Origin of the sequence: Novosphingobium guangzhouense (assembly GCF_002896965.1) — a bacterium.
GTDB lineage: Bacteria > Pseudomonadota > Alphaproteobacteria > Sphingomonadales > Sphingomonadaceae > Novosphingobium > Novosphingobium guangzhouense.
Genome location: NZ_LYMM01000002.1, coordinates 19,985 through 43,256 on the forward strand (window position 1 = coordinate 19,985; position 23,272 = coordinate 43,256).

Genomic DNA, 23,272 nt, shown 5'->3' on the forward strand with positions numbered 1-23,272 from the left:
ATGCTGCGCAACATGCTGCGCCTGATGGTAGGGCAGCCGCCTTACGAGGCGTATCTTGCGCACATGGCCCGCCACCACCCCGAAGCGGTCCCGATGAGCCGGATCGAGTTTTTCCGTAACCGTGAACAGGCGCGTTACGGCGGGGCGGGCGGCGGCAAGTGCTGCTGACGCTCAGGGGCGCAGAACCCACCCTCCGTCGACGTGGATGGTCTGCCCGGTGATCCACTGACCTGCCTGCGAACAGAGCATGATGGCCGTACCCACCAGTTCGTCAGGCTCACCGCGGGCCCGTAGCGCGCATGTCATGTCGAGGAACTGGATGAACGGCGAATCGTCCGGCACCAGCAATTTTCCGGCATCCGACTTCACATTCCCCGGCGCGATCGCGTTGCAGGTGATGCCGTCCCTGCCGAACTGCTTGGCAAGCGTGGTCGTCAGTCCGACCAGTGCCAGCTTGGAGATACCGTAAAGTCCTGTCGCCGGGAATGCGCCGCCGCTGGTCTGGTTGATGATCCGGCCTCCCCAGCCGAATGCCTTGTTACGTTCGCGCATCGAGGGAACGACTGCCCGCGCGCACAGGAGGGCCCCGTTGAGGTTGACCGCGAAGGCGCGGTTCCACGCTTCCAGGCTGACGGTTTCGCAATTGTCGTAGCTGATATCGACCATCAGCGCCGCATTGTTGATCAGGATATCGATCCCGCCGAATTGTGCGCAAGCGGTGGCGGCCATGGCCAAGGTGGATGCTTCGTTGGCCACATCGACCTGCACGCCCAGCGCCTTGCCCCCACTTGCGACGATTTCATCCGCAACCGCCTGCGCGCCGTCACCGTTTAGATCGGCCACGACCACTGCGGCGCCTGCATTGGCCAGCCCGAGCGCGTAGGCACGGCCGATGGAGTTGCCGCGTCCACCGGCGCCGGTAACCACTGCAACCCGGCCGTCGAGGCGAAACTGGTCGAGGGAAAATGCCATTGTCCTTGCTCCTTCAACCTGCCGTTATGCCTGCATCCATCGACAGACAGGCCCCGTGGAAACCCCGGCCCGCCTCCGATGCGAGAAGGACGATCATGTCTGCCACGTCTTCTACCTCGACCAGCCCGCGCATCCCGGAGAACCGCTTGAGCAATTCGAAATCGCAGCCTTCAGGCGGGACATAATTGGCGGCGATATTGGTCATCATCCCGCCCGGGGCGACCGCATTGATGCGGATGGGCTTCTTCTGGAATTCCATCGCCATCGCCTTGGTCATGCCGACCAGGCCCCACTTGCTGGCGCAATAGGCTGCGGCATAGGCTTCTCCTATATAGGATGCGCAGGACGCGATGTTGACGATGGCGCCGTTGGTTTCCAGCAGGTGCGGGATGGCCGCCTGCGATAGAAAGAACGGAGCGTTGAGATTGACGTCGATCGTTCGTTCATAGCGATCGCGGGCCATTTCGGGCGTATTGGCAAGGTAGATAAGCCCGGCAACGTTGCACAAAGCATCCAGCCGCCCAAACGCTTCGACCGCCTTTCTTACCGTGGCATGGCAGGCGTCCGGGTCGGAGAGGTCTGCCGTTTCGCTACGTGTGTCGGTCGGCGCGAGCAAGGCGGCGGTTTCGGCAAGTCCCGTCGGGTCTATATCGACCAGCCACAGTCTCGCCCCGGCGGACGCCAGTTTGAGTGCGGTGGCGCGGCCCAGCCCGGATGCTGCGCCTGTCACCAGTGCGACCTTTCCGGTCAGATTCAGGTTCTCGAATATCATGGTGCCTCCTTGGTCACGCCGGCGGCGTCAAGAAACGGCATGGCGGCCGTGGCGAGGGCATTATCGTGATCAGCTATGGCACCCAGCAGGTTCACGTCCTTGAACAGAAGCGCACCTCCGTGGGCGAAGGCAGACGGCTCAGGCAGTCGTGCGTAGACATCGAAGCCGAAACTGCGCCCGCTGGAATGCCGGATGAGGTCGGCGATAGCGGCGCGGTCGACGTCGAGGGATGCCGCGATATCCAGTGCGGCATGGGCCAGACCCATGTTCGCGGCCAGAAGAGCGTTGTTGATGATCTTCGCGCGCTGCCCCGCGCCGGCTGGGCCAAGCAGCATTATCTTAGACCCGAAGGTTTGCAGGACGGGCAACGCCTTGGCGAAGGCTGCCTCGCTACCGCCGCACATGACGGTCAGAGTGCCGGCTTCGGCCGCCGGAGCCCCTCCGCTGACTGGGGCGTCCAGCAGCAGCACGCCTTGATCCGCGGCTCGGACGGCCAGTGCCTCGCATGTCTGTGGCAGGATGGTGGAGTGGATCGCCAGCACGCTCCCCGAGCGCATGGCGGGCAGCAACTGGTCGCAGACCTCAATGACATCCGCATCGTTGACCACACATATGCCGACGTGATCGCAGATCGCGCCAAGTTGCGCGAGCGATGCAGCGACCCTGGCTCCTTTTCCGGCAAGCGCGGCGGCAGCTTCTGGCCGGCGCGCCCAGATGGTCAAGGGGTGGTCCGCAAGCATCCTTGCAGCAATCGGCGCTCCTTGTGAGCCAAGGCCGACAAATCCCAGTTCAGCCATGCCAAGGGAGCCCCTTTTTCACCTTGTCGATCATTTCCAGCACCACACTGTTGATGCGGGAAGCCTTGGGCCAGCCTGCGTGAGTGCCGTACTGCAGCACGAATTCCAGCATTTCCTGAGGCTCGCAGTTGCCGCTCGCCATCGCGGCGTGAACATGGCTGCGGATAGGGATTTCCGCGCCGGACTCGCATACGCCAACCAGCGTGATCCAGCGGCGGGAGCGTTCGTCAAGGCCGCGCCGACACCACATTTCCCCGAAGACGAAATTGTTGATCCCCACGAGGTATGGCGAACTGGGAGGGCCGGGTGGAAAGGTCATCACCTTGGCAAATTCGGCATGGCCCTGATCGTTACGCTCTTGCGCGTCCCAAGGCGCGGACCGGATCGGCGGCCCGTCTACAGGGGGGAGGCCAAGGGCAGTAGCAACACGGGTCACGGCCTGATCCAGCCTGTCGCCGTTGCCCCAGCCCGAATAGACCGCAAGATGGAGTGCGGCTTCGCGTAGTTCCGCCAGACCGATCACGTTGGTTGTCAGTGCGCCGCGCACGAAATCGTCGATGCGGCCGTCCGCCAGACCGCAAGTGGCCGCCGATGCCATTGCGACAAGGAAGCGCGCCCGGCGCGGAAGGTCGGGGCGAGTCCACACTTCGGCAAAGACGAAATCGCGCCATGATTCTTCAAGCAGAGTGGTTGGAGCGGCAACGTCGCGTCCAGTCACTTCCTTTTCGGTGGCAGCACCGGTCGCGCTGCGGACGGTCGGATCGAGCAGGCTCACAGGAGGTTAATCCATACGTTGCGGACCTGCTGGAATTCACGCAGCCCTTCGATACCGCCAAGGCGGCCGTGGCCGGAATGCTTCATGCCTCCGAATGGCACGCAGGGCGTCATCGCCTCGCCAGAACCGTTGACTTGGACCTGGCCCGCCATCATTTGTCCTGCGACACGGTGAGCACGCGTCAGGTCCGTCGTGTGGATATATGCGCCCAGCCCGTAGTCGGTGTCGTTGGCCAGCAGGACGGCTTCTTCTTCGCTGTCGAACGGGGTTACGATCAGGACCGGCCCGAAAACTTCGTTCCTGGCGATCTCGCTTTCGGGGGTGACGTCCGCCAGAATGGTGATCGGGTAGAAGGCTCCTGCGGCATGATCGCCGCCCATGCGTTCGGCGCCGCAGATCACGCGCCCGCCCTCTGAGATGCCGCGGGTTACCATGCCATGGATGCGGTTAAGCGCCGCTTCGGAGATGACCGGACCCATGACCGTATCCATGCCGAAAGGATCGCCCACCTTGATGTGCGCTGCCATCGCCTTGAGCATCGCGACATAAGGCTCGTAGATTTCCCGTGCGACCAGCAACCGGGTGCCGTTCACGCATCCTTGCCCGTTGGCGCTGATGGCGCCCGAAAGCCCGCGCTTGGCAGCCGCCTGCAAATCAGCATCGGCGAAGACCAGCACGGCCGATTTGCCACCCAGCTCCAGCCCCACCGGTTTCAGGGACTGGGCTGCGCTGGCAAGGATCTTCCTTGCGGTCGCGCCGCTGCCAATGAATTCGATCTTGTCGATGCCGGGGTGCTCGACCATCGCAGCACCGACCGACGGCCCGCCGGTGACGAGATTGACGACACCCGGAGGGAACCCCGCCAGTCGCACCAGTTCCACAAGCTTCATGATTGACCAGGGGGCAGTCTCGGGCGCCTTGAGCACGACGCAATTTCCGGCTGCAAGCGCCGGTGCCATCACCATGGTGGCTGCGAACAGTGGCCCGTTCCACGGGACGATGATGCCTACGGTGCCATAAGGTTCATAACCGACATAGTCATGCGCGGAGCCGCCCCACGTGGGCACCGTGCGGCCTTCCAGCTTATCCGCCCACCCGCCGAAGTAGCGGAATTTCTGCGCGGCGTCCGCGCTCATGTGTGGGCCGGCGAGAAGGATCGAGCCGTTTTCTACGCTGAGCAGCGGGGACATTTGCGCGGCATGTTGCTCGATCACTGCCGCAAGTCGAAACATCAGATCTCGTCGCTTGTCCCCCGGCATGGCGCGCCACGATGCCTGTGCCGCTCGGGCAGCAGCGACCGCGCGGTCAACGTCAGTCTCGTCTGCGAGTCTGATTTCACGCGTCACTTCGCCGTTGCCGGGATAGACATGGGCGAAAGTCTCGCCGCTGCCCGTGATCTCAGCGCTGTCACCAATCAGGTGTGCGAATTCGGGCAAGATTACTTCGGGCATGCGAAAGCCCATGATGCGGCTCTCCTCTCCTGCGGCGACTGACGCGCCGTTCCATGCGAGGAAACTTAGATGCCCATAAATAGGTGGTCAATTGACTTGAATTGCGCAAAATTACCGCAAATTTCGGCTGAAATTGTCAATTAAAGGCATATTATAAGGTCTCTATGACGCGAACAAAAACAAGCCTGATAACGCGGACGACCGCAGTGCTGCGGGAGCGGATTTACGCTGTGCCTGAAGGGCAGAGGATCGGCTCCCTTCATGATCTGGCGAGGACGCTCGAGGTTGGGATCGTCACGTTGCAGCAGGTCGCGCGGGTGCTGGAGCATGAGGGATTGCTGGAGGTGCGGCGCGGTCCCGGCGGTGGCTATTACGGTGTGCGGCCCGATGCTTCTGCGCTGGAGCGCGGCCTGCACGCCTACATGCGGATGAATCCCGCCTCGTATGATGAAGCGCTGGACATGACATCGCTGCTGTTCAACGAACTGGCGACAGCCGCTGCCCGTTGTAGCGATGCAGGACTGCGGTCAAGGCTTGCCGCATTGGGCGAACGCTTATCGGCATGCAGGACGATGGCGGATTGCGGAGCTTTCGAAACGGAATTTCAGGAACTGCTGTTCCAGATGGTCCGTCGTCCGTTGTTCGAGATGCTGACGCGGGTTACCCTACAGTATTCCACTGCCCATGCCGCCCCTCGTCTGACGGTTTTCGAAGACGATGGGCGCGCATGGAAAGAGGGGCGGGCCAGAATCATCGCGGCGATCCTGGCTAATGACCCGCAGTTGACCCGGTTCGAGGCGAACCGCCAGAACCGGGCCGTAATCCTTGCCCATCTTGAGGGCCAGGAGTGAATCAGAAGCGGTAGCTCAGCCATCCGGCCAGGAAGTCGGAACTCTTGTAGCCCGCGTCCGTCAGTGCCGGGCCTGCATCGAGATGTTCATACCGGCCGGTGAACGACAGACGCGGGGTGATCGTCCAGGTCAGCTGCAGGCGCGCCAGTTCGGCAATCTTGCGAGCATGGAAGTTCTGCGTACCGGCAAAGGGCTGACCGTTGGCGCGATAGACCGCATCGTTGACGTTGTCGCGGTACGCGAACTCGTATTCTGCAAGCAGGCGCGCGCCCTTGAAGGGGCTGAAGCTGAAGTTCGGCGTGACTGCGAGCATGTTCGATGCCGTCAGGTAGGTCTGGTAGCTATAGTAGACGTTGTTGCCGAACGGGGCATAGCCGTTGCGCAGCTTGCCGTCTCCATAGCCGCCGCCGCCCGTGGCGTAATCCACATGGACGCCGACACGCGGTGCGGTCTTGGCCTCGCCGATGCGATAGGTCTGAGCGATGAAGGCATGCCAGGCGGAGATATCCTGATCGATGTAGTGGCCCCACTGGCGGTTCACCGACCAGTCAAGGTTCACCCGGCCGATATCGCCACGTAGCCAGCCACCGAGATAGTAGCGGGTGGCCGGCCCGACACGACCGCCCCATGCGCCCAGATCATTGCTGCGGCGCCACAGGAAGGTATCGAAGGCAAGGTTTGCCTTGTTGCCAAGGATCGTCTTGGGCAGCATTACGCCCACGGTGGCACCGGAAAAACGCCGGGCCGGATCGTGCTGGTCGTCGCCAAGGCCCTTGTCGCCATAGGACGTAGGGCGAAAGTCGAAGGCGCCGAAGCGCAGCTTCGATCCGCGGGCATAGAATCGCCAGCCGTTCAGAGTATAGCGGATCGTGTTGTTATCACGCTGGGTGACGAGCAGGTTCGGCCCGTCGACGAATTCCTGGCGACCGTATCGCACGCCGACGTCAACGCCGCCAACCTCTGCCATACCTTCGACGAAGGCCTGCTGCACGACGAGATCGTTTCGCTGCGAGGTGGTTGGCGTGCCGATGTTCTCGCCCGCGATGCCGCCGTGGGCAAGCTCGCCATAGAAACGCAGGTGCTTGCCCACGTGCAGGTCGGCACCACCGACAATGCGATTGATATCCTGCCGCTGGGCTTCGGCATCGCGCAGGTTCGGGTTGGTCGTATGGTTCACGCGGAGGCGCAACTCGCCCGAAAGGGTGAGGTACACATCGCCATCGCTATCGAGCGGGATGTACTTCAGGCGATCCAGAGGGTCATCGCGGCTTTCCGGATCGGCCTTGGAAGTCCAGTCCTCAGCCCAGCGTGACAGCGAATAGCCGTTGGTCACCGCGCCATCGCCGTTGAAGGCCTGCGGGTAGGGGGGGCTCTCGGCGCGGGCCGGGGTGGCGGCCATGGATGCAGCCGTCGACAGGGCGAGCGGCAGGGTTGCGGCGCGAAGCCGCGAGGTGACGGTAATCATGGGGTGCGACCCTTGTGGCTCTGTAGGCTTTTGGTTTTATTCGGCAGGCATGGCGAGCGCAGGCTCGGCAAGAGGGGCGCCGGTCAGCGCGGCATCAAGGCGGGCATGATCAAGCCTGCCCTCCCAGCGGGAGACGACGACTGTTGCGACCGCGTTGCCCACGAAGTTGGTGAGGCTGCGGCATTCCGACATGAAGCGATCGACGCCCAGGATCAGGGCCATGCCCGCAACCGGCACGTCCGGCACGATGGACAGGGTGGCGGCCAGCGTGATGAAGCCTGCGCCGGTAACGCCTGCAGCGCCCTTAGAAGAAAGCATGGCCACGCCCAGAAGCAGCAGCTGCTGGCCTAGTGTTAGGTCCACGTTGCATGCCTGCGCGATGAACAGCGCGGCCAGCGTCATGTAGATGTTGGTGCCATCGAGGTTGAAGGAGTAGCCGGTCGGTACGACCAGGCCGACCACGGCCTTGGGGCAGCCGGCACGCTCCATCTTTTCGATCAGCGCGGGCAGCGCGCTTTCGGAGGAGGACGTGCCCAGGACCAGCAGCAGTTCCGCCTTGAGGTAGGCGATCAGCTTGAAAATCGAGAAGCCGCACAGCTTCGCCACCGCGCCGAGCACGACGACCACGAACAGGATCGAGGTGAGGTAAAACGTTGCCACCAGCTGGGCTAGATTGGCAAGGCTGCCGACGCCGTACTTGCCGATGGTGAAGGCCATTGCACCGAAGGCGCCGATCGGAGCCAGTTTCATCACGATCGAGACGAGCTTGAATACGACGGCGGAGATGTCTTCAAGCAGCGACAGGACCGGGGCGGCGCGGTCGCCGATCGAGGCCAGCGAAACGCCGAACAGGATGGCGACGACCAGTACCTGCAGGATATTGTCCTGCGCCAGCGAGGAAACCAGCGTGTCAGGGATCATCGCGTTCAGGAAGCCGAGCAGCGTGGTTTCGTGCGCCTTTTCTGCGTACTGCGTGACCTTGCTGGCATCCAGCGTGCTTGGGTCGATGTTGAACCCTGCGCCGGGACGCACGACATTTGCGACCGTCATGCCGACGATGAGCGCCAGTGTCGAGAAGAACAGGAAGTATGCGAATGCCTTCGCCGCAACGCGCCCCACCGAACTGAGATCGCGCATGCCGGCGATGCCGGTGACGATGGTAAGGAAAATGACCGGAGCGATCACCATCTTCACCAGCTTGATGAACATGTCGCCGATCGGCTTCAGGGATCCTCCGGTTGCCGGGTAGAAATGGCCCAGAAGTACGCCAGCGGTGATTGCGGCAAGAACCTGAACATAGAGGTGGGTATACCAGCGCTTAGCAGCGGCGGGCTGAACGTGCGACGGGTCATAATGCATACGAAATAAGCCTTAGTCATCCTCGGGACGCCGACGGCACCCTTGGGGTGACGCTCGGGCCTAGGGTCAAACTGCAGCCTGTTTCATTGCGTGCAAAGAAGAATTGCATTTTTATAAAATACATTGAAAACAATATATTACGGAGACTTTTGAGACAACCTTGTCTGGAAATTTGCCCTTGGAAGGCGAGGGGAGTGCAGAAACTTGCACATGATCGAGCGATGGCCTAGTCGGACTCTGGTGGTTCAAGCGCGGTATATCTGGTGGCTCACGGCGGCGCTGGCAGGCGCCCTGGCGGTAGCGTTTCTGACGGGGGTGGTGGTGCGCGAAGGTGCCACCGCGCGATTTGCGGCGCAGGCTGCGGTGGATGCGCGCTTGCGGCAAGCGTTGCTGGCCAGCGAGATCGCGCGCTTCCGGCTGCTGCCGCTGGCCTTGGCGGATGATCAGGATCTGGTTGCGCTGGTCGCTGGTCGCCCCGGCGCGGAAACCGTGATGAATGCCAAGCTGGAACGCCTTTCGCGCGATCTCGGCTCACCGATAATCTACGTCATTCGCAAGGATGGCCTCACCCTTGCTGCAAGCAACTGGCGCGACCCGCGCAGTTTTCTTGGGAAGGATTACAGCTTTCGCCCCTACTTCCAGGCGGCGCTGCGCAGCGGGATCGGGGAGCAGTTCGCGCTTGGCACCGTCAGCCATAAGCCGGGCCTGTTCTTTGCGCGCCGTGCTGCGGGTGGCAGCGTCGTCGTGATGAAGATGGAATTTGACCGGGTGGAGGCGCAGTGGCGCGAGGCTAACGGCGTCACGTTCGTCACCGATCGTGATGGGGTGATCCTTGTCACCAGTCGCCGGGACTGGCGCTATGCGGCTACCCGCGCCCTTCCGGCAGAGCGCGGCCGGCGTGAGCGCGAACTCATCGGCGTAGGCGACCTTAAGCCTGTGCCCTTCCGAGAGCGGGCAGATGGCCGCTTCGTTCTTCAGGGCGAGGCAGGAGATCATCTTTTGACGACGACGGCGGCAGATGCACTTGGCTGGCGCGTCAATCTTGCGCTTCCGCTGCGAGGTGCGGTGGATGCCGTGGTGCGCGCCGCGCAGATCGGTGCCGCTTTGCTGACGCTTGCGATCTGCGCACTGGGAGCGTTTGTGCGGGAACGCGGTCGGCGTCGTCGGGAACACACCGCGCAACTTGAGGCTGCCGTAGCCGAACGCACCATCGATTTACGTCGCGAGATTGAAGATCGCGCCGCCGCAGAAGCCCATGCAGCGCAGTTGCGCGACGGATTACGGCAGGCCAATCGTCTGGCGACGCTGGGGCAGGTGACGGCAAGTGTTGCCCACGAAACCGCACAGCCTGTCGCCGCGATCAGAAACTATGCCGCTACCTCCCGCCAATTGCTGGACATGGGCGCGGATGATGCGGTGCGCGATAATCTGTCGGCCATCGACAGGCTGGCAGAACGGATCGGCGCTGTGACTGCCGAACTGCGCGGGTTCGCGCGCAAAGGCAGCCGTGCGGGAGGGCCCATCCCGCTGGTGGAAGTGATAGAGGGCGCCTGCCTGCTTCTTAAGGAGCGGCTGTCGCGGGTGAATTTCGTGCTGCCCGAAGTATCCCCGCAGCTGCTGGTGTTCGGTGGACATGTTCGGTTGGAGCAGGTCCTGGTCAACATCCTGCAAAATGCGCTTGAGGCGCTGGACGGCCAGTTAGATGCGCGGATCGAACTGGCGCTGGAAGTCGATGAGGAGCAGGTACGAATGACGATACGCGATAATGGCCCCGGGATCGCCGCGGAGGTTGCCGATCGCCTGTTCACGCCGTTCGCCACCAGCCGTCCTGCAGGACTGGGGCTTGGTCTTGTCATATCGAAAGACATCGTCGAGGACTTTGGAGGCACTTTGCAACTGGCGCCGTCCAGGGACGGAGCCTGTTTCGCGGTAACGCTGAGGCGCGCCCGATGACTGAACGGCTGCCGGGACAGGCAAGGCGCGTGGCGCTGGTTGAGGATGATGAAGATCTGCGCGTTTCTACCGCGCAGGTGCTTTCGCTTGCCGGGTTCGTGGTCGACAGTTTTGCCTCTGGGCGGCCCGCGCTGGACGCAATCGATGCCGATTGGCCGGGCATAGTCGTTTCCGATGTGCGCATGCCGCACATGTCGGGGACCGAACTGTTCCGCACGCTGCACGAGCGCGATCCCGAACTGCCGGTGATTCTTGTGACCGGACATGGCGACGTGGCCATGGCGGTGGATGCGTTGAAGGCGGGGGCATGGGATTTCCTTACCAAACCCTTCGACCCGCAAGCGCTGGTGGCAGCAGTTGACCGCGCCGCAACGGCGCGGGGCCTTGCCCTTGATAACCGGCGCCTGCGTGCCGCAGCGCAAGGGGATGCTGCTTAGGGGCTGATAGGGCAATCTCCCGCCATTCGCCGGCTGCGGGAGATGATACCCACACTTGCAAATGCGGACATCGACCTGTTCATCGAAGGCGAAACGGGCACCGGCAAGGAACTGCTTGCGCGCCTGATCCACCGTGCGGGCAAGCGTTCACGACAGAGGTTCATGGCGGTATCATGCGGCGCGCTGCCGGAAGCTCTTGAGGACGAACTCTTCGCGCCGATGGGCGAGGCAAGTATCGCTTCGGTTGCGCGCGGCACACTGTTCCTTGACGATATCGATCATGCCTCCCGCCGCCTTCAGGCCCGTTTGACACCTCTGGTGGAAGAACGTGTGTTGCGCAGTCCGGGCGCTCGTGAACCGCTTCCGCTGGATTTGCGCGTCATCGCGACCGGCGGGGCAGGAGAAGGGGATCTGTCCGAGAAAATCACGCCCGGCCTGTTCTATCGCCTTGCCGCATTGCGCCTGCGCATGCCGCCGCTGCGCGAGCGCCGGGAGGATGTGCCTGCTCTTTTCGCCCATCTGGCCGGTGCCGCCGCAACCCGGTTGCGCTTGCCGCTGCCGATGATGACGGGCGCCGTGAGGCATCACCTGTCCAGCCACGACTGGCCAGGCAACGTGCGCGAACTGGCGCATTTTGCGGAGCGTTTCGTGCTGGGGCTGGAGGAAACCGCACCTGAGCCTGCGGCCGAGCCTTCAGGCGACACGTTGCCGCAGCGTCTGGATGCTTTCGAACGCGACACCATCGTTGCCGCCGTTCTGGGCGCCAGGGGAGAGATCGGCGTCGCGATCAAGCGGCTCGGCATCCCGCGCAAGACGTTCTACTACAAGGTTCACAAGCATGGCATCGACCTGACCGCATTGCGCAAGGGCGGAGGCTGAGACGTTCCTTCGCGCGGATAGACCGGCCCATCGGGCGCTCTGCCGCGCAATTGTTGCAGGGCTGCGGGGAGACTGCGACCTTCTGAAATGCGTCGGCAAACCGGTGGGGCCAAGGATCGGTTAGCCGAAGCTTGGAATGGAGGACCCCATGCTCCGAGGAGCGACCGAGCGGCTTGCCGACCCCGCGGCACCGCAGAAAATCTGCTTTTTCTTCAACGCGCAGCTGCATCACGTTCTTCATGCCATGCCGCTTGCGCTGGAACTGGCCGGCGATCCTCGTTTCGCGGTCGACGTGATGGCCATGACACAGGACCACATCGCCATGGCGCGCGATATCGCGCGCCGGCATGGCGTCTCGACGATCCGCTTCGTGCAGGTTGCGGGAGGCGTGCTTTCTGCATTCACCCGGCTGCTGGGCGTTGCAACGCCGCCCAAGCTTGTAGCGCTGGCGGCGGCCCGCGCGCAGCTTGCAGAGTACGACGCGATCGTCGTGCCCGAGCGCACTTCGCTGCTGCTGCGGCATTTCGGACTGCGGCGCACATGCTTCATCCACACCTGCCACGGCGCGGGGGATCGTGCGGTCGGATACGATCGGCGCATCCGGCAATTCGACTTTGTCTTGCTGGCAGGAGAGAAGCAGCGGCGGCGCATGCTCGAAAAGCGCCTTGTAAGAGATGGGCACTATGCGATCGTCGGCTACGGCAAGTTCGATCTGACTGGGGACCGGCCCCCCGCACGGCTGTTCGTGCACGATCGGCCGGTAGTGCTCTACAACCCGCACTTTTCGCGCAAGCTGTCTTCATGGCCGAACATGGGACTGGATATCGTCCGTCAGTTCGCCCGCGATGATCGCTTCAACCTGATCGTCGCTCCCCATATCCGCATGTATGACGGATGTCGCCGCCGTGAACGGATGGAGCGTCAGTTGGAGGAATTCGCCCGTCTGCCGCATGTTCACGTAGACCTTGGCAGCGCGGCAAGCGTGGATATGACCTATACCCGCATGGCCTCGGTCTATCTCGGCGATGTCAGCAGCCAGATCTACGAGTTTGTGGTGCGTCCGCGTCCGTGCCTGTTCCTGAATGCCCATGGTGCGCAATGGGAGGGCAATGCAAGCTATCGCCATTGGCAGTACGGACCGGTTCATGACGCCTGCGAGGACATCACGGGCAAGGTCGTCCATGCGATAGCAGCCCACGAAGCATACGCTCCGGCTCAACGCCAAGGGGTGGAAGAGACCTTCGATAGTGATGGTCGCAGTGCGTCGCAAAGGGCTGGCCGCGCCGTTGCGGACTATCTGACGGCGCGCCGGGACAAGCAGGTCGTATCGCGATCTATGCCGTCGTTCGGCTTTTCTCGAAAAGGTATGCTCGTCCATGAGTAAGCGATCCCTGATCTGGGTCGTGGCGCGGGTCCATGCGCCTGACGAAGGTGGCGTGCAGACGTACGTCGCGCAGGTTGCCAAAGCTTATGCGCGTGCCGGCCGGCAGGTAACGGTGTTCGCCAAATCTTCCGCAGGGCCGCGCCGTCTGGTCGAAGGCGGGATATCGCTTGTCGACGTCGGGCCGGGGTCTCTAGTCGCGGTCTATATCCGGCTGGCGCTGGCGATGTGCCGGGCATGGTTGCGGGGAGAGCGTCCTGCCGCCATTCATGCCTGCACATGGCGGGCCGCCATCCCGGCGCTGCTGTTTCCGCGCCCCTTGCTTGCAACGGTGCACGGAAGGGAAGTTGGCCGGCCTTCCAGAGCGGCTTTCCGCCTCATGCGCGCCGTGCTTGGCCGGACGACGAGAATAATCGCCGTAAGCGACGCGACGCGCCGGCTACTGCTTGATCGGGCGCCTGATTTTGCGGGTGCTTGTGTTACCGCGTGGAACGGGATCGTTTTGCCGGTCGATGCTCCGGAAAGAACTGCGAATGTCCGGCCGCGCGCCATCACGGTCTGCCGCCTTGTCCGCCGCAAGAACGTGCCGGCCGCGGTAAAGGCGGTTGCCGCTTGCCGTAACAAGGATGCAGCGCTCGATTACGTGGTGATCGGGCGCGGGCCTGCCGAGGTTGATATCCGCGCGGCCATTGAACCCGTCACGCCGGAATTGGGCGCAACCACGATGACCGGCTACGTCGAGGATGCGGAACTGGAGGAATGGTATCGCAGCGCCGACATCTTCCTGCATCCGCAGATCGCGCTGGAGGATGGGGCAGAGATAGAAGGGTTCGGCATTAGCGTAGCCGACGCAATGGCGCACGGTCTGGCCTGCATCGTCGGGCGCGATGGTGGTCCCGGCGAACTGGTGCGGGACGGTGTCACGGGTCTGGTCATAGATGGCCGTGATCCGGGGGCGCTGCGTGATGCAATTCTCCTACTGGCGCGTGATCCTGCCTATCGTGATCGCCTGGCAGCAAACGGGCGCAGCTTTGCGCGTGAGCATTTCAGTTGGGACAGACATTGCAGTCTCGCGCTTGAAGGGCTTGTGCCGGGCGGCAGGCCGGGGCGTCGGGCTGGCCAGGAACAACTTCTCGGGTCCCTGAATTAGCATCGAAGGATGCGGCCGCGGCTGCCTTTTGCCTTACGGGGTTGAACCTGCCCAACCGTAGCGGCTAAGGCATGAGCGGGGGCGCGTCTGGTCTGAAGCAACGACAGGAATTCGGCTTTTTGCGCAAGAGAATGCCAACGCGCCGCATCTGGCGTCTGTCCCGCAGTCTGAGCCTGCTGGTTTCGCCTTTGGCGCTTGCAGCCCCCGTGCTGGCCGATCCAGCGCCGTTCGAGCTTGCGGGGCCAGACTTGCGCATCGAAGTGACGCGGGAAGGAACCACCCTGCCGATCTCCCGCGTGCCGAGCCTTGCACCGGGCGACAAGGTGGTCATCCACGGCGCACTGCCGGAAAACCAGAGCGCGAATTTCGTGCTGATGTCGGCTTTTCTGCGCGGGGCGACGAATCCTCCGCCCAAAGACTGGATAGATCTGGCCCGGACCTGGAAGGAGAAGGAAAAGGACAAGTCGCTGACGCTGACCGTTCCGCGCGATGCCCGGCAGATGGTGCTGTTGATGGTGCCCGAAACGGGCGGCGCAGAAGGGGTGCTGGTCGATGCGGTCCGGGGCAAGCCCGGCGAATTCGTGCGGGCCAGTCAGGATCTCAATCAGGCATCGCTGGACCATTCCCGCCTCAACGCGTTCATGGCCGCGATCCGGGCGCAGGATGACAACGGGCCCGAATATCTGCGCACCGTGGCGCCGGTGCTGGCGCGGAGCCTGTCGATCAAGCTGCAGGAAGACTGTCTCAGCAAGGTGATCCAATCGCAGGCCTCGTGCCTGGTGCAGAACCGCCAATCCCTTGTTCTCAATGACGTGCATACGAGTTCGCTGGCAGAGACGATTACCGGCACGCCGACCGATCTTGCCCTGCAATTGAGCAATACGCGTGAAGGCGGGGCCGGATATTACAGCGCCTACATTGCCGTTGCCCGCGACGTTGCGAAGATATTCGGTGCGTTCAACAATCCGCAGTTCACGTACCTGCCGACACTGACCGTGCGCCAGGCCGATACGATGTCGCTGCTGCTCAATGCGGCGCCTTCGTTCCAGAAGCCCAAATCGGTCATGATCGCGGCGATGCCTGCGGTAGAGGCGGATATTCCGCCCCAGTTGCGCAGCACCGCCAAAGGCCCGATCTGCCTCGTATCGGGTGCGGTTCTGCCGGTGGAAGGTGCACCGCTGGTATTCTCTACTGATTTCGCGCACGACGTGAAGGTCCGCCTCACCTCTGCTTCCGGTCAGACGCTGGAATTGCCGGTCAAGGCACGCGCGGACAAGGGCGGCTACGTTCTTGCCGCAGAGACGCTTCCTGCCGCTTTTGCGGGGGACGTTCGCGGTCATCTGCACGGCAGTTGGGGGTTTGCGCCGTTCGAAGGCCCTGATTTCCTGTTGCAACGTCCCGGCGCACAGCCCTGGAAGGCCGCAGCAGATGGCGAAGGCCTGATCGTGGGGCGCGACAACGAAGTGACCTTGCAGGGCGCTGCGCCCGGATGCGTCGAAAACGTGACCTTGCGGCAAGGTAATGGCGCGGTCCGGCCGATCACATGGAAGGCGATGGAAGGGCAGCGGCTTGCTGTCACCGTACCTCTGGCTGATGCTGCGGCAGGCGATATGCGGATCGAAATCCGCCAGCGCGGCGCTGCAGAGGTGCAGACGGTAACCTTGCGTGCGCGGGTCCAGGCAAGCCGCCTCGATGGGCTGGATGTCCATGCCGGGGATGGGCAGGGCATTCTGACCGGGCAGCGTCTGGATCAGGTGCGTTCTGTCACTTTAGGTGGCGTCGAATTCCGGCCCGGCGAACTGACGCGCGAAAGCGGGGCTGACCGCCTGCGTCTCGTGGCGCAAGGCGACGCGAAGGTATCGTCAGGCGCTTCGGATGCGGCTTCGTCAGACAAGGCAATCGTGCATCTGGAAGACGGTCGCAATCTGACTCTCCCAGTCCGGATTGGCGGCCCGCGCCCTCAGGCAACTCTGCTGCAGCGCACAGTTTATCCTGCTCCGGCCGGGCAGGGCAGCAAGGCGCTGGATGTGGGAACCGGCGATATGTTACCCGGTAATGGCGAAATGGTGTTCTCCCTGAAAGCTGCCGGGAAGACACGTTTCGGCGCAGGATCCTTTATCGAGATCGCGCCTGTTGAGGGTGAGGCCATTGCCCGGCTGGAGATCGGCAAAGGGCTGAATCTGGAAAGCCCTGAAGTCATGGTCGCGACGCTCAAGCCAGGCGATCTGCCTCCAGCCACCTTTGGTGCCATCCGTTTCCGCGTCGTCAGCAGGGGGGCAGGCGGGCAGGAGGAGCGCGGGGATTGGACCCCGCTGACCTCTCTCGTCCGTTTGCCGCGCGTCGACCATGTGGGTTGTGAAGGGCAGGACGGCCCCTGTACGCTGGTTGGGCGAGATCTTTTCCTGATCGATGCCGTCGCGGTGGACGACGGCTTCGCCAGGCCGGCTATGGTGCAGCCGGGCTATACCGGGCGCACCCTTCAGATCAGTGGCCGGCCTGCCGATGGAGTGGTGCGCATCCGCTTGCGTGATGCGCCGGACAAAGTGGTCCGGGTGCCGATCGACAAGTAGGGTTCAGCGGCTAAGCGCGACCAGCCGGTCCGGGCCAAGCAGGGCGCATGTCGGACAGCCCAGCTGGGCCATGGCGGCTTCGAGTTCGGTGCGCATCAGGTGGATCATGTGCGCCATTCCCGGCAGGCCGGCGACGGCAAGTGCATGCATCTGCGGGCGGCCGATCAGAACGGCGCTTGCTCCAAGAGCGATTGCCTTGACGACATCGGTTCCCATCCGCACGCCGCCGTCCAGTAACAAGGGGATGCGGCCTGCAGTGCTTTCGGCTACGTTCTGGATCAGTTCGACGGGGCTGGGCAGGCCGTCGAGAACCCGGCCGCCATGGTTTGAAATGATCAGCGCATCTGCGCCCTCGTCAACTGCTCGCGCTGCGTCATCGCCCAACAGAAGCCCTTTGACGAGGATGGGAAGCCGGGTCACGCCACGCAGCCAGGCAAGATCTTCCCAGCCGGGAGCGGATTGGGCCAGCGGCGTTCCAAGAAGGATCTTCCCCCCCGGCACCGACGTTTGGCGCGGACGGGGCATTCCTGCAAGGTTGACGGCGTCCACCCCCGGAGGGAGCGTGATTCCTGCGGGTTTGAGCGCGGCATCCACGGTCAGGACGATCGCTTCGTAGCCAGCGTCTTCGGCACGGCGGACCAGTTGCAGACTGTGTTCCCGATCTGGCTGGAGATAGAGCTGGAACCACAGCGGCGCTGGCTTTTTTCCAAGATCGCGGGCCAGCGCGTGGGCGGCTGCCGCGATATCCTCAAGCGGGATGCTGGACAGCGTGCTCACGATCATCCCGGTGTCGAGCGCGGTGGCAGCTCGTGCGCATGCCAGTTCGCCTTCGGCGTGGACAAGGCGCTGATAGGCCAGCGGTGCAAGAAGGATCGGCGCCGCATGGTGGCGGCCAAGCAGCTCTATCCCGGTATCGCCGTCAAGATCGGCCATGGCGCGTGGGAGAAAGCCGATGCGATCGAAGGCGGCGCGGTTTTCCGCCAGCGTGATTCCGCGTCCCGCGCCCTCCTGAACATGACGCCAGACGTCGGGCGTCATGTGCATTTCGGCACGTTTCTCGTAGTCTGCAAGGGTGCGCAGGTCCGCCGGAATGGCGGTTAGCGGCGGTTGCACTGTCACGTTGCTGACCATTGCCGCAAGAGGTTGTGATAGACCTGAGTCAGCGTATCGACCGAGGGGTGTTCGGGATGGTCCGCAGCAACCCCTTGAATCGCGCCGTCCAGCTCGAACATCAGCCGCCGCCGTTCGGGCGATGCGATGAAGCTCTGCGTCCAGAAGAACGACACGAAGCGCACCCCGCGCGTCACCGGCATCACCCGATGGAGGCTGGAGCCGGGGTATACGATGAGGCTTCCGGCGGGCAATTTGGCGGTATGCGTGCCGAACATGTCCTCGATGACGAGTTCGCCGCCGTCGTATTCCTGCGGGTCCGACAGGAACAGTGTGCTTGAAACGTCGGAACGCAAGTGTTCGCTGGTGCCGGGGATCGGGAAGATCGCGTTATCGACGTGGTTTCCGTAGTGTCCTTGCCCGTCATAGCGGCTGAAGCGGGGTTGCAGCACGCGTGCGGGGAGGGCTGCGGCGATGAACAGCGGGGTTTGAGAAAGGCGGGAGAGGACGCGGTCGGCGAGTTGTCTGGCCAAAGGATGGTCAAGCGCTAACTGCTCGTTTTCCTTGACTTTTGCGGCGCGATGGCCGGCCGTGGCGCGGCCGTCCGTCCAGTCCGCGGCCTCAAGCGCTGCACGGATTTCGCGCACTTCGGCAGCGTCGAACAGTTCGGGGATTTCGATGACCATGACGTCTCTATTCGCGCAGTCCAAAGGTGCTGACAATGATCCGCATCAAGCAGAACCGCCGTTTTCGGCCTCTATCATGGCGGCGAGCGCGGGGCTTATCCATTCGGACACACCGCTACCACAACGGCACACAAGGCGCACACAAAGGCACTCAACGCTAGCCAGTGCACGCACACTGGCAGGTGAGAGCACGCCGAACGCGGTTGCCCAGGCATCTGCGATCATGGCGGAAGGATGGACCACGCTGACCGCCATGGCATGTTCGACCGGCATCCCGCTGCGCGGATCGATCGTGTGGAAACCGCGCACGTAATCGCCTGAGGTTGCCACTGCCAGCTGGTGTAGGGCAAGCCGCAGCGGCGCCACGTCCTGAGTTGGCGTTTCAAGATCCACCCACCAGGGATCGCCATCGGGCCGCAGTCCGCGCCCCACCAGTTCGCCACCGATCTCGACGAGCGCATGATGGCAGTCCATGGCGGCCAGCAGCGCGGCCAGCGCATCGACGGCGTAGCCTTTGGCGATGCCCGACAAGTCCAGACGCAGGCCGCCGGGCTGACGCAGCTGCCGCGTGCCGGGTTCGTAAACGAGCCGCATGAAACCGGAAGCCGCGCGTGCGCGCTCGACCTCCTCGACCGTGGGCGGCCGTTCGATCGCGACCGGCCCATGCCCCCAGATATCGACGAGCGCGCCGATCGCGGGATCGAAGGCGCCCGCAGAACGCTCGGCGACGGCAAGCGCCGCCGCGACCACTGCGGCAAAGTCGGCGGGCAGGGTGAACCATGTGCCTGCATTGGCGCGGTTGAACCGGCCGAGCAGCGAATCCGCACGCCAGTGGCTCATCTGCGCGAGGATGTCTTCCAGCCGCGCCTCGATCGCGCGGTGCGCCGCCTCCCGGTCGAAACCGGGGGGCGGCGCAAGCCGGATGCGCCATGTGGTGCCCATCGTCTCGCCGTCCATCGCGATCACCGGCACGCCCTGCCGCCATGTGGCAAGCGAGGCAGCGTCGATTTCAAGTGGCACGGCGAGACGCATGGAACCCGGATGCAGGGCGGAGGAAACGGTCAGGGTGCGACCACTTCCAGCGTCGTGGTGAAGGACATGCGGCGCGCACTGGCCTTCTTGTCGGCAGGCTTGGTGTCTTGCGCGCTGGCGCTCAACCAGTACCAGCCCGCGACCGGCCACTTGACCTTGACGGTGCCGTCGGCGCCGGTGGTCAGTTCCTGCGCGTCTTCGGCGGCGCGGTACTTCTTGCCGCCGGGGACGACGGTGACCTTGACGCCCGCAGCGGGTTTGCCGTCGATCAGGAAGCGGAAGTTGCCGTCTTCGTCGGAGACGAGTTCGTCGGGGTGGGTGACCGGATCGAATTCAAGCCCCTTGCCGGTCAGCGCAACCTTGGTGGGTTCGCCGGCCGTCACGTAAATGAAGGTGCGGGCGGTCACTTCGGTAAGCTTGATGTCGGTGGCGTTGGCCGGAATGTCGGCCACGGTCGGCACCATGCGCATAGGCGGACGGGCCGGACCAGCGGCAGGACCACCAGCGGGCGCGCCCGCGGCCGCGCCGGGACCAGCCGGAGCACCGGGGCCACCGGGAGCGCCCTGGGGACGGCCACGGCCACCCACGCGCCATTCCTCAGCGCCCACCTTGAAGGTGCCCATCACGGAATTGCGCTCCATGCCGATCTTCCACGTACCGGCCTTGTTGACGGCAACATCGAAGGTGCCGCGATGACGGCCCTTGGCAGCATTCTCGACTTTGCCTTCGGTGCCGTCAGGCGCCCAGACAGAAACCTGCGCCGGGTCCATGGCGACATGATCGGGATAGAACAGGTCGTTCGAAACGGCCGCGTCCACGGTCACGTATTCGTTGGTGCTGGCCAGCGTGCTGGTCGAAGGCAGCAGCCACATGCGGTGGGCAAGGGCGGGCGTCGCCAGCACGGACGATGCCGCGGCGGCGATCAGGATGGAGCGAAAGCGCATTTGTATTCCCCTGTTATCTAAACGAAAATAGTCGGATCAGCGGACAGTGACAGTGCCCAGTTCGGTCTTGCCCGAAACGGAGCCACCCTTTCCGCCCACGGTGAAGGGCACCGAAACCAGTTCGCGCCCGCCCGTTTCACGCGCGGCTTCCACCTTCAGGACGTAATCGCCCTTGGGCAGATTGGCGGGAATGGCGACGGTGTAGCTGCCGGGGGCGCGGGTGGCGCCGCTGATGCCGTCTGCGGGCAGCTTGAGCGAGCGGCCGCCCTTGCGCCACCAGGTACGCAGGTCCGCCAGCCACTTGGTGCCCGGCTCCGCACCGCGCTTCTTGCCGTCGAACCACACGAAGATCGTGCGGGCATCGCCACCGGCGGCGGGTTCGACCCAGCCTGCAACGTAGGGGCGGTGGTATTCGGCCACCTTGATCTGCGGCACGGTGACGGTCACCGATGCAGCGGTGGCGGGCGTTGCGGCAAGAGCTGTCGCGGTGCCGGCGGCCAGCAGCGGCAGCGCGGGCAGGATCTTCGATCGGGTCATCACGGGCTTTCTCGTCAGTGGATGAAAAGGAGCGCCAGCAGCAGCGGGATCAGCAGGCTGAGTCCGACCATCGGCCAGGTCATCGGCCGGTGCTTGGCGTGAAGCTGAAGAAGGAACAGGCCGGTGATCGTGAAGATCAGGCAGGCCACGGCGAACAGGTCGATGAACCACGACCACGCACCGCCGGTATTGCGGCCCTTGTGCAAGTCATTGAGATACGAAATCCAGCCGCGATCGGTGACTTCGGCCTGAATTTCGCCGGATGTGCGATCGATGCTGACCCATGCGTCGCGGCCGGGGCCGGGCATGGCGACATAGACTTCGTCCTCGGCGGTCCAGTCGGCGGGGCGGCCCGAAGGGTCCAGCGGAATCGCGGCTGCCACCGCCCTGGCGATTTCTGCGGGAAGGGGCGCGGTGCTGTCGCCGGGCGTCGGTAGCTTCGCCAGCAGGGCCTCAGGCAGCTTGCCCTGGCTTTGCGTGACCAGTGGCTCCGCGCCGATCGAGGCCGCGTGGTTCAGCGTGATCCCGGTGGCGGCGAACAGCAACATGCCAACCAGCGAAACGGCGGCGCTGACCCAGTGCCAGGTGTGCAGCTGTTTGAGCCAGAAGGCGCGGCGCTTCTTGTTCTTCTTGCCAGCGGGGCCGGATTTTGCGGGCTTGGACGGGGCGGGCTTGGTCGGGGCGGGCCGTGCCGGCGCGCGAACGGGCGTTGCCGGGATCGATGCCCCGGACGATACGGCATCACGCGTATCGTTGGCATGGCGATCGGTGGCGTCGGCAACTTCCAAGGTGTCGCATCCTTCTTCGCTTCTTGAGAGGGGGGATGTCGCAAGTATGCCGCCGCATGCCTTGCGTTGTCCGGTGCCCTCTGGACGACCAGCTGCTTAGTGTATATGCAAATCACTCGCAATAGAGCTTGGCAGGAGGATACAATTGGCGACAGTTGCCGCGCTAGCGCCGGACGAACGTGCGTTCGCCCCGGTTTCAGCCGTGGGGCACGCGCCGTCGCACCTGCATGAGTTCGGAGATTCGTCGGCAGAAGTGATGGGAGAGCGTTCCGTCTATGCCCCGAATCGCGCCAATCCGGTGGCGCTGGTGGCTTCGGTTGCGATGATCCTTGGCATGGGGGCATGTCTGGCGACGCTGAACATGGTGGCGGCGCACAAGCAGCGCACTCACCTTCTGACGGTGGACGTGCGCGAACTGGACGTAACGCCTCCGCCGCCGCCCGAGCCGACGAAGCTGGAAACACCGCAGGCTGCGGTGACGCAGACCGTTGCGCCCCGGCCGATGATCGAATTGCCCAGTCCCGGACCTCAGCAGGTCATGGTGGACGCGCCGCCGCCGCCCGCTCCGCCCGTGGTGACGAGCGAGGGCGTGAAGGTCAGCGCGCCGCCTGCCGTCGCGCCCGCGCCTGCCGCGACGACGCTGGAAGGGGGCGACCTTTCCAGCAAGGTGTTGTTTGCCAAGCCGCCCACCTATCCGGTCGATGCCCGCCGCGCACATGAACAGGGCACGGTGAAGCTGCTTCTGCTGGTCGGCTCGGACGGGACCGTGAAGGATATCCAGGTCGCGGCAAGCAGCGGCAGTTCGCGGCTGGACGGCGCAGCCTTGCGCGCAGTGAAGCGGTGGCGCTGGTCCCCGATGATGGCGAACGGTATCGCCACGGCGGTACGCGGCTACGTGACGATCCCGTTCGTGCTGACCAACGTCTGAGGTTAAGCCTCAGTCGCGCTGCTGCAACGCGGCGTGCAGGGTTGCCATGGCCTGTTCCAGCTGGGTGGCGCTGTAGGGCTTGTCGAGCCGCACCGTCGGGCGGTGCTCCAGATCGGCTTCGAAACCACCGCTTGCGATCGCGATCGGCACGTTGCGCGCGCCCAGTTCGGCGATGATCGGATCGGCCTTTTCGCCGCCGAGGTTCAGGTCGATCACGGCCACGTCGTACTCACCCGTACAGGCCGTCTGCAGTGCGGAGGACAGGTCAGCAAAGGGGCCGACCACCTCGCAACCGATATCGGTCAGCATTTCTTCCAGCAGCATGGAGACAAGGAATTCATCCTCGGCCACCAGAACCCGCATGCCGTTGAATTGAGGCGTATCGTCAGGCATCGTGCCACCCTTGAAATCTGCGTTCGCGACGGCGCCTCGCAC

At 63.8% G+C, this 23,272-nt stretch carries 21 protein-coding genes and 1 pseudogene; 8 read left to right on the plus strand and 14 right to left on the minus strand.

Annotated features, from left to right (window positions below):
- A complete protein-coding gene (locus A8V01_RS01600; protein ID WP_103094220.1) occupies positions 1-168 on the plus strand; it encodes a YbdD/YjiX family protein in 168 nt (55 codons plus the stop codon).
- A gap of 3 nt (positions 169-171) precedes the next feature.
- Here the strand turns inward: A8V01_RS01600 and A8V01_RS01605 are convergent, their stop codons facing one another.
- The 5 genes from A8V01_RS01605 to A8V01_RS01625 are packed head-to-tail and all read right to left on the minus strand — an operon-like array spanning position 172 to position 4,767.
- On the minus strand, positions 172-972 hold the full coding sequence (locus tag A8V01_RS01605) for an SDR family oxidoreductase (RefSeq protein ID WP_103094221.1): 801 nt from the start codon (positions 970-972) through the stop codon (positions 172-174).
- A 13-nt stretch (positions 973-985) separates the two neighbouring features.
- A complete protein-coding gene (locus A8V01_RS01610) occupies positions 986-1,744 on the minus strand; it encodes an SDR family NAD(P)-dependent oxidoreductase (protein WP_245892247.1) in 759 nt (252 codons plus the stop codon).
- Positions 1,741-2,541, minus strand: a complete 801-nt coding sequence (locus A8V01_RS01615) for an NAD(P)-dependent oxidoreductase (RefSeq protein WP_103094222.1) — start codon at positions 2,539-2,541, stop codon at positions 1,741-1,743. Before A8V01_RS01615 ends, A8V01_RS01610 begins: the two co-directional genes overlap by 4 nt.
- Positions 2,534-3,316, minus strand: coding sequence for a carboxymuconolactone decarboxylase family protein (locus A8V01_RS01620; protein ID WP_103094223.1), 783 nt, complete (start codon positions 3,314-3,316; stop codon positions 2,534-2,536). The genes A8V01_RS01615 and A8V01_RS01620 overlap by 8 nt, the downstream gene beginning before the upstream one ends.
- Positions 3,313-4,767, minus strand: coding sequence for an aldehyde dehydrogenase family protein (locus tag A8V01_RS01625; protein WP_245892249.1), 1,455 nt, complete (start codon positions 4,765-4,767; stop codon positions 3,313-3,315). Before A8V01_RS01625 ends, A8V01_RS01620 begins: the two co-directional genes overlap by 4 nt.
- A 230-nt stretch (positions 4,768-4,997) precedes the next feature.
- Here A8V01_RS01625 and A8V01_RS01630 point away from each other — a divergent pair, with 230 nt between their 5' ends.
- Positions 4,998-5,618: a transcriptional regulator gene (locus A8V01_RS01630; protein ID WP_245892251.1), complete on the plus strand. Its 621-nt coding sequence runs from the start codon at positions 4,998-5,000 to the stop codon at positions 5,616-5,618.
- A 1-nt stretch (position 5,619) separates the two neighbouring features.
- Here the strand turns inward: A8V01_RS01630 and A8V01_RS01635 are convergent, their stop codons facing one another.
- Complete coding sequence (locus A8V01_RS01635) at positions 5,620-7,083, minus strand: alginate export family protein (protein WP_103094226.1); 1,464 nt, start codon at positions 7,081-7,083, stop codon at positions 5,620-5,622.
- 36 nt (positions 7,084-7,119) lie between these two features.
- Positions 7,120-8,442: a dicarboxylate/amino acid:cation symporter gene (locus A8V01_RS01640; RefSeq protein WP_103094227.1), complete on the minus strand. Its 1,323-nt coding sequence runs from the start codon at positions 8,440-8,442 to the stop codon at positions 7,120-7,122.
- Between the two features lie 210 nt (positions 8,443-8,652).
- Between A8V01_RS01640 and A8V01_RS01645 the strand changes: the two genes are divergently transcribed.
- From A8V01_RS01645 to A8V01_RS01665, 5 genes and pseudogenes are all read left to right on the plus strand, one after another.
- Positions 8,653-10,395: a sensor histidine kinase gene (locus A8V01_RS01645; protein WP_103094228.1), complete on the plus strand. Its 1,743-nt coding sequence runs from the start codon at positions 8,653-8,655 to the stop codon at positions 10,393-10,395.
- Positions 10,392-11,711, plus strand: a pseudogene (locus A8V01_RS01650) (sigma-54-dependent transcriptional regulator). The gene A8V01_RS01645 and the pseudogene A8V01_RS01650 overlap by 4 nt, the downstream one beginning before the upstream one ends.
- Positions 11,712-11,859: 148 nt before the next feature.
- The gene (locus A8V01_RS01655; protein WP_245892255.1) at positions 11,860-13,095 is read left to right on the plus strand and encodes a CDP-glycerol glycerophosphotransferase family protein; all 1,236 of its coding nucleotides are present in this window, start codon (positions 11,860-11,862) and stop codon (positions 13,093-13,095) included.
- Positions 13,088-14,242 carry a glycosyltransferase family 4 protein gene (locus A8V01_RS01660; RefSeq protein ID WP_103094229.1) on the plus strand — a complete coding sequence of 385 codons (1,155 nt, stop codon included), beginning with the start codon at positions 13,088-13,090 and terminating at the stop codon, positions 14,240-14,242. Before A8V01_RS01655 ends, A8V01_RS01660 begins: the two co-directional genes overlap by 8 nt.
- 131 nt (positions 14,243-14,373) lie before the next feature.
- Entirely contained in the window at positions 14,374-16,812 is a 2,439-nt protein-coding gene (locus tag A8V01_RS01665; RefSeq protein WP_245892257.1) for a hypothetical protein, read from the plus strand.
- Positions 16,813-16,815: 3 nt separating this feature from the next.
- On the opposite strand, the gene A8V01_RS01670 is transcribed toward A8V01_RS01665, so the two are convergent.
- Genes A8V01_RS01670 through A8V01_RS01695 form a run of 6 tightly spaced genes read right to left on the minus strand, consistent with a single transcriptional unit; the run spans position 16,816 to position 21,909 of the window.
- Complete coding sequence (locus A8V01_RS01670; protein ID WP_245892259.1) at positions 16,816-17,931, minus strand: alpha-hydroxy acid oxidase; 1,116 nt, start codon at positions 17,929-17,931, stop codon at positions 16,816-16,818.
- Positions 17,928-18,608, minus strand: a complete 681-nt coding sequence (locus A8V01_RS01675; protein ID WP_103094231.1) for a Fe2+-dependent dioxygenase — start codon at positions 18,606-18,608, stop codon at positions 17,928-17,930. The genes A8V01_RS01670 and A8V01_RS01675 overlap by 4 nt, the downstream gene beginning before the upstream one ends.
- Positions 18,609-18,653: 45 nt before the next feature.
- Positions 18,654-19,640, minus strand: coding sequence for an FAD:protein FMN transferase (locus tag A8V01_RS01680; RefSeq protein WP_103094232.1), 987 nt, complete (start codon positions 19,638-19,640; stop codon positions 18,654-18,656).
- 29 nt (positions 19,641-19,669) lie between these two features.
- Positions 19,670-20,584 carry a DUF4198 domain-containing protein gene (locus A8V01_RS01685; RefSeq protein ID WP_103094233.1) on the minus strand — a complete coding sequence of 305 codons (915 nt, stop codon included), beginning with the start codon at positions 20,582-20,584 and terminating at the stop codon, positions 19,670-19,672.
- A gap of 36 nt (positions 20,585-20,620) precedes the next feature.
- Positions 20,621-21,121 (minus strand): DUF2271 domain-containing protein, encoded by a 501-nt coding sequence (locus tag A8V01_RS01690; protein WP_103094234.1) that lies wholly within the window; start codon positions 21,119-21,121, stop codon positions 20,621-20,623.
- Between the two features lie 14 nt (positions 21,122-21,135).
- Complete coding sequence (locus tag A8V01_RS01695) at positions 21,136-21,909, minus strand: PepSY-associated TM helix domain-containing protein (RefSeq protein WP_103094235.1); 774 nt, start codon at positions 21,907-21,909, stop codon at positions 21,136-21,138.
- A gap of 145 nt (positions 21,910-22,054) precedes the next feature.
- On the opposite strand from A8V01_RS01695, the gene A8V01_RS01700 reads away from it, so the two are divergent.
- On the plus strand, positions 22,055-22,837 hold the full coding sequence (locus tag A8V01_RS01700; protein WP_103094236.1) for an energy transducer TonB: 783 nt from the start codon (positions 22,055-22,057) through the stop codon (positions 22,835-22,837).
- A 9-nt stretch (positions 22,838-22,846) separates the two neighbouring features.
- Here A8V01_RS01700 and A8V01_RS01705 read toward each other — a convergent pair whose 3' ends face one another.
- Positions 22,847-23,230, minus strand: coding sequence for a response regulator (locus A8V01_RS01705; RefSeq protein ID WP_170065806.1), 384 nt, complete (start codon positions 23,228-23,230; stop codon positions 22,847-22,849).
- Between the last annotated feature and the right edge of the window lie 42 nt (positions 23,231-23,272).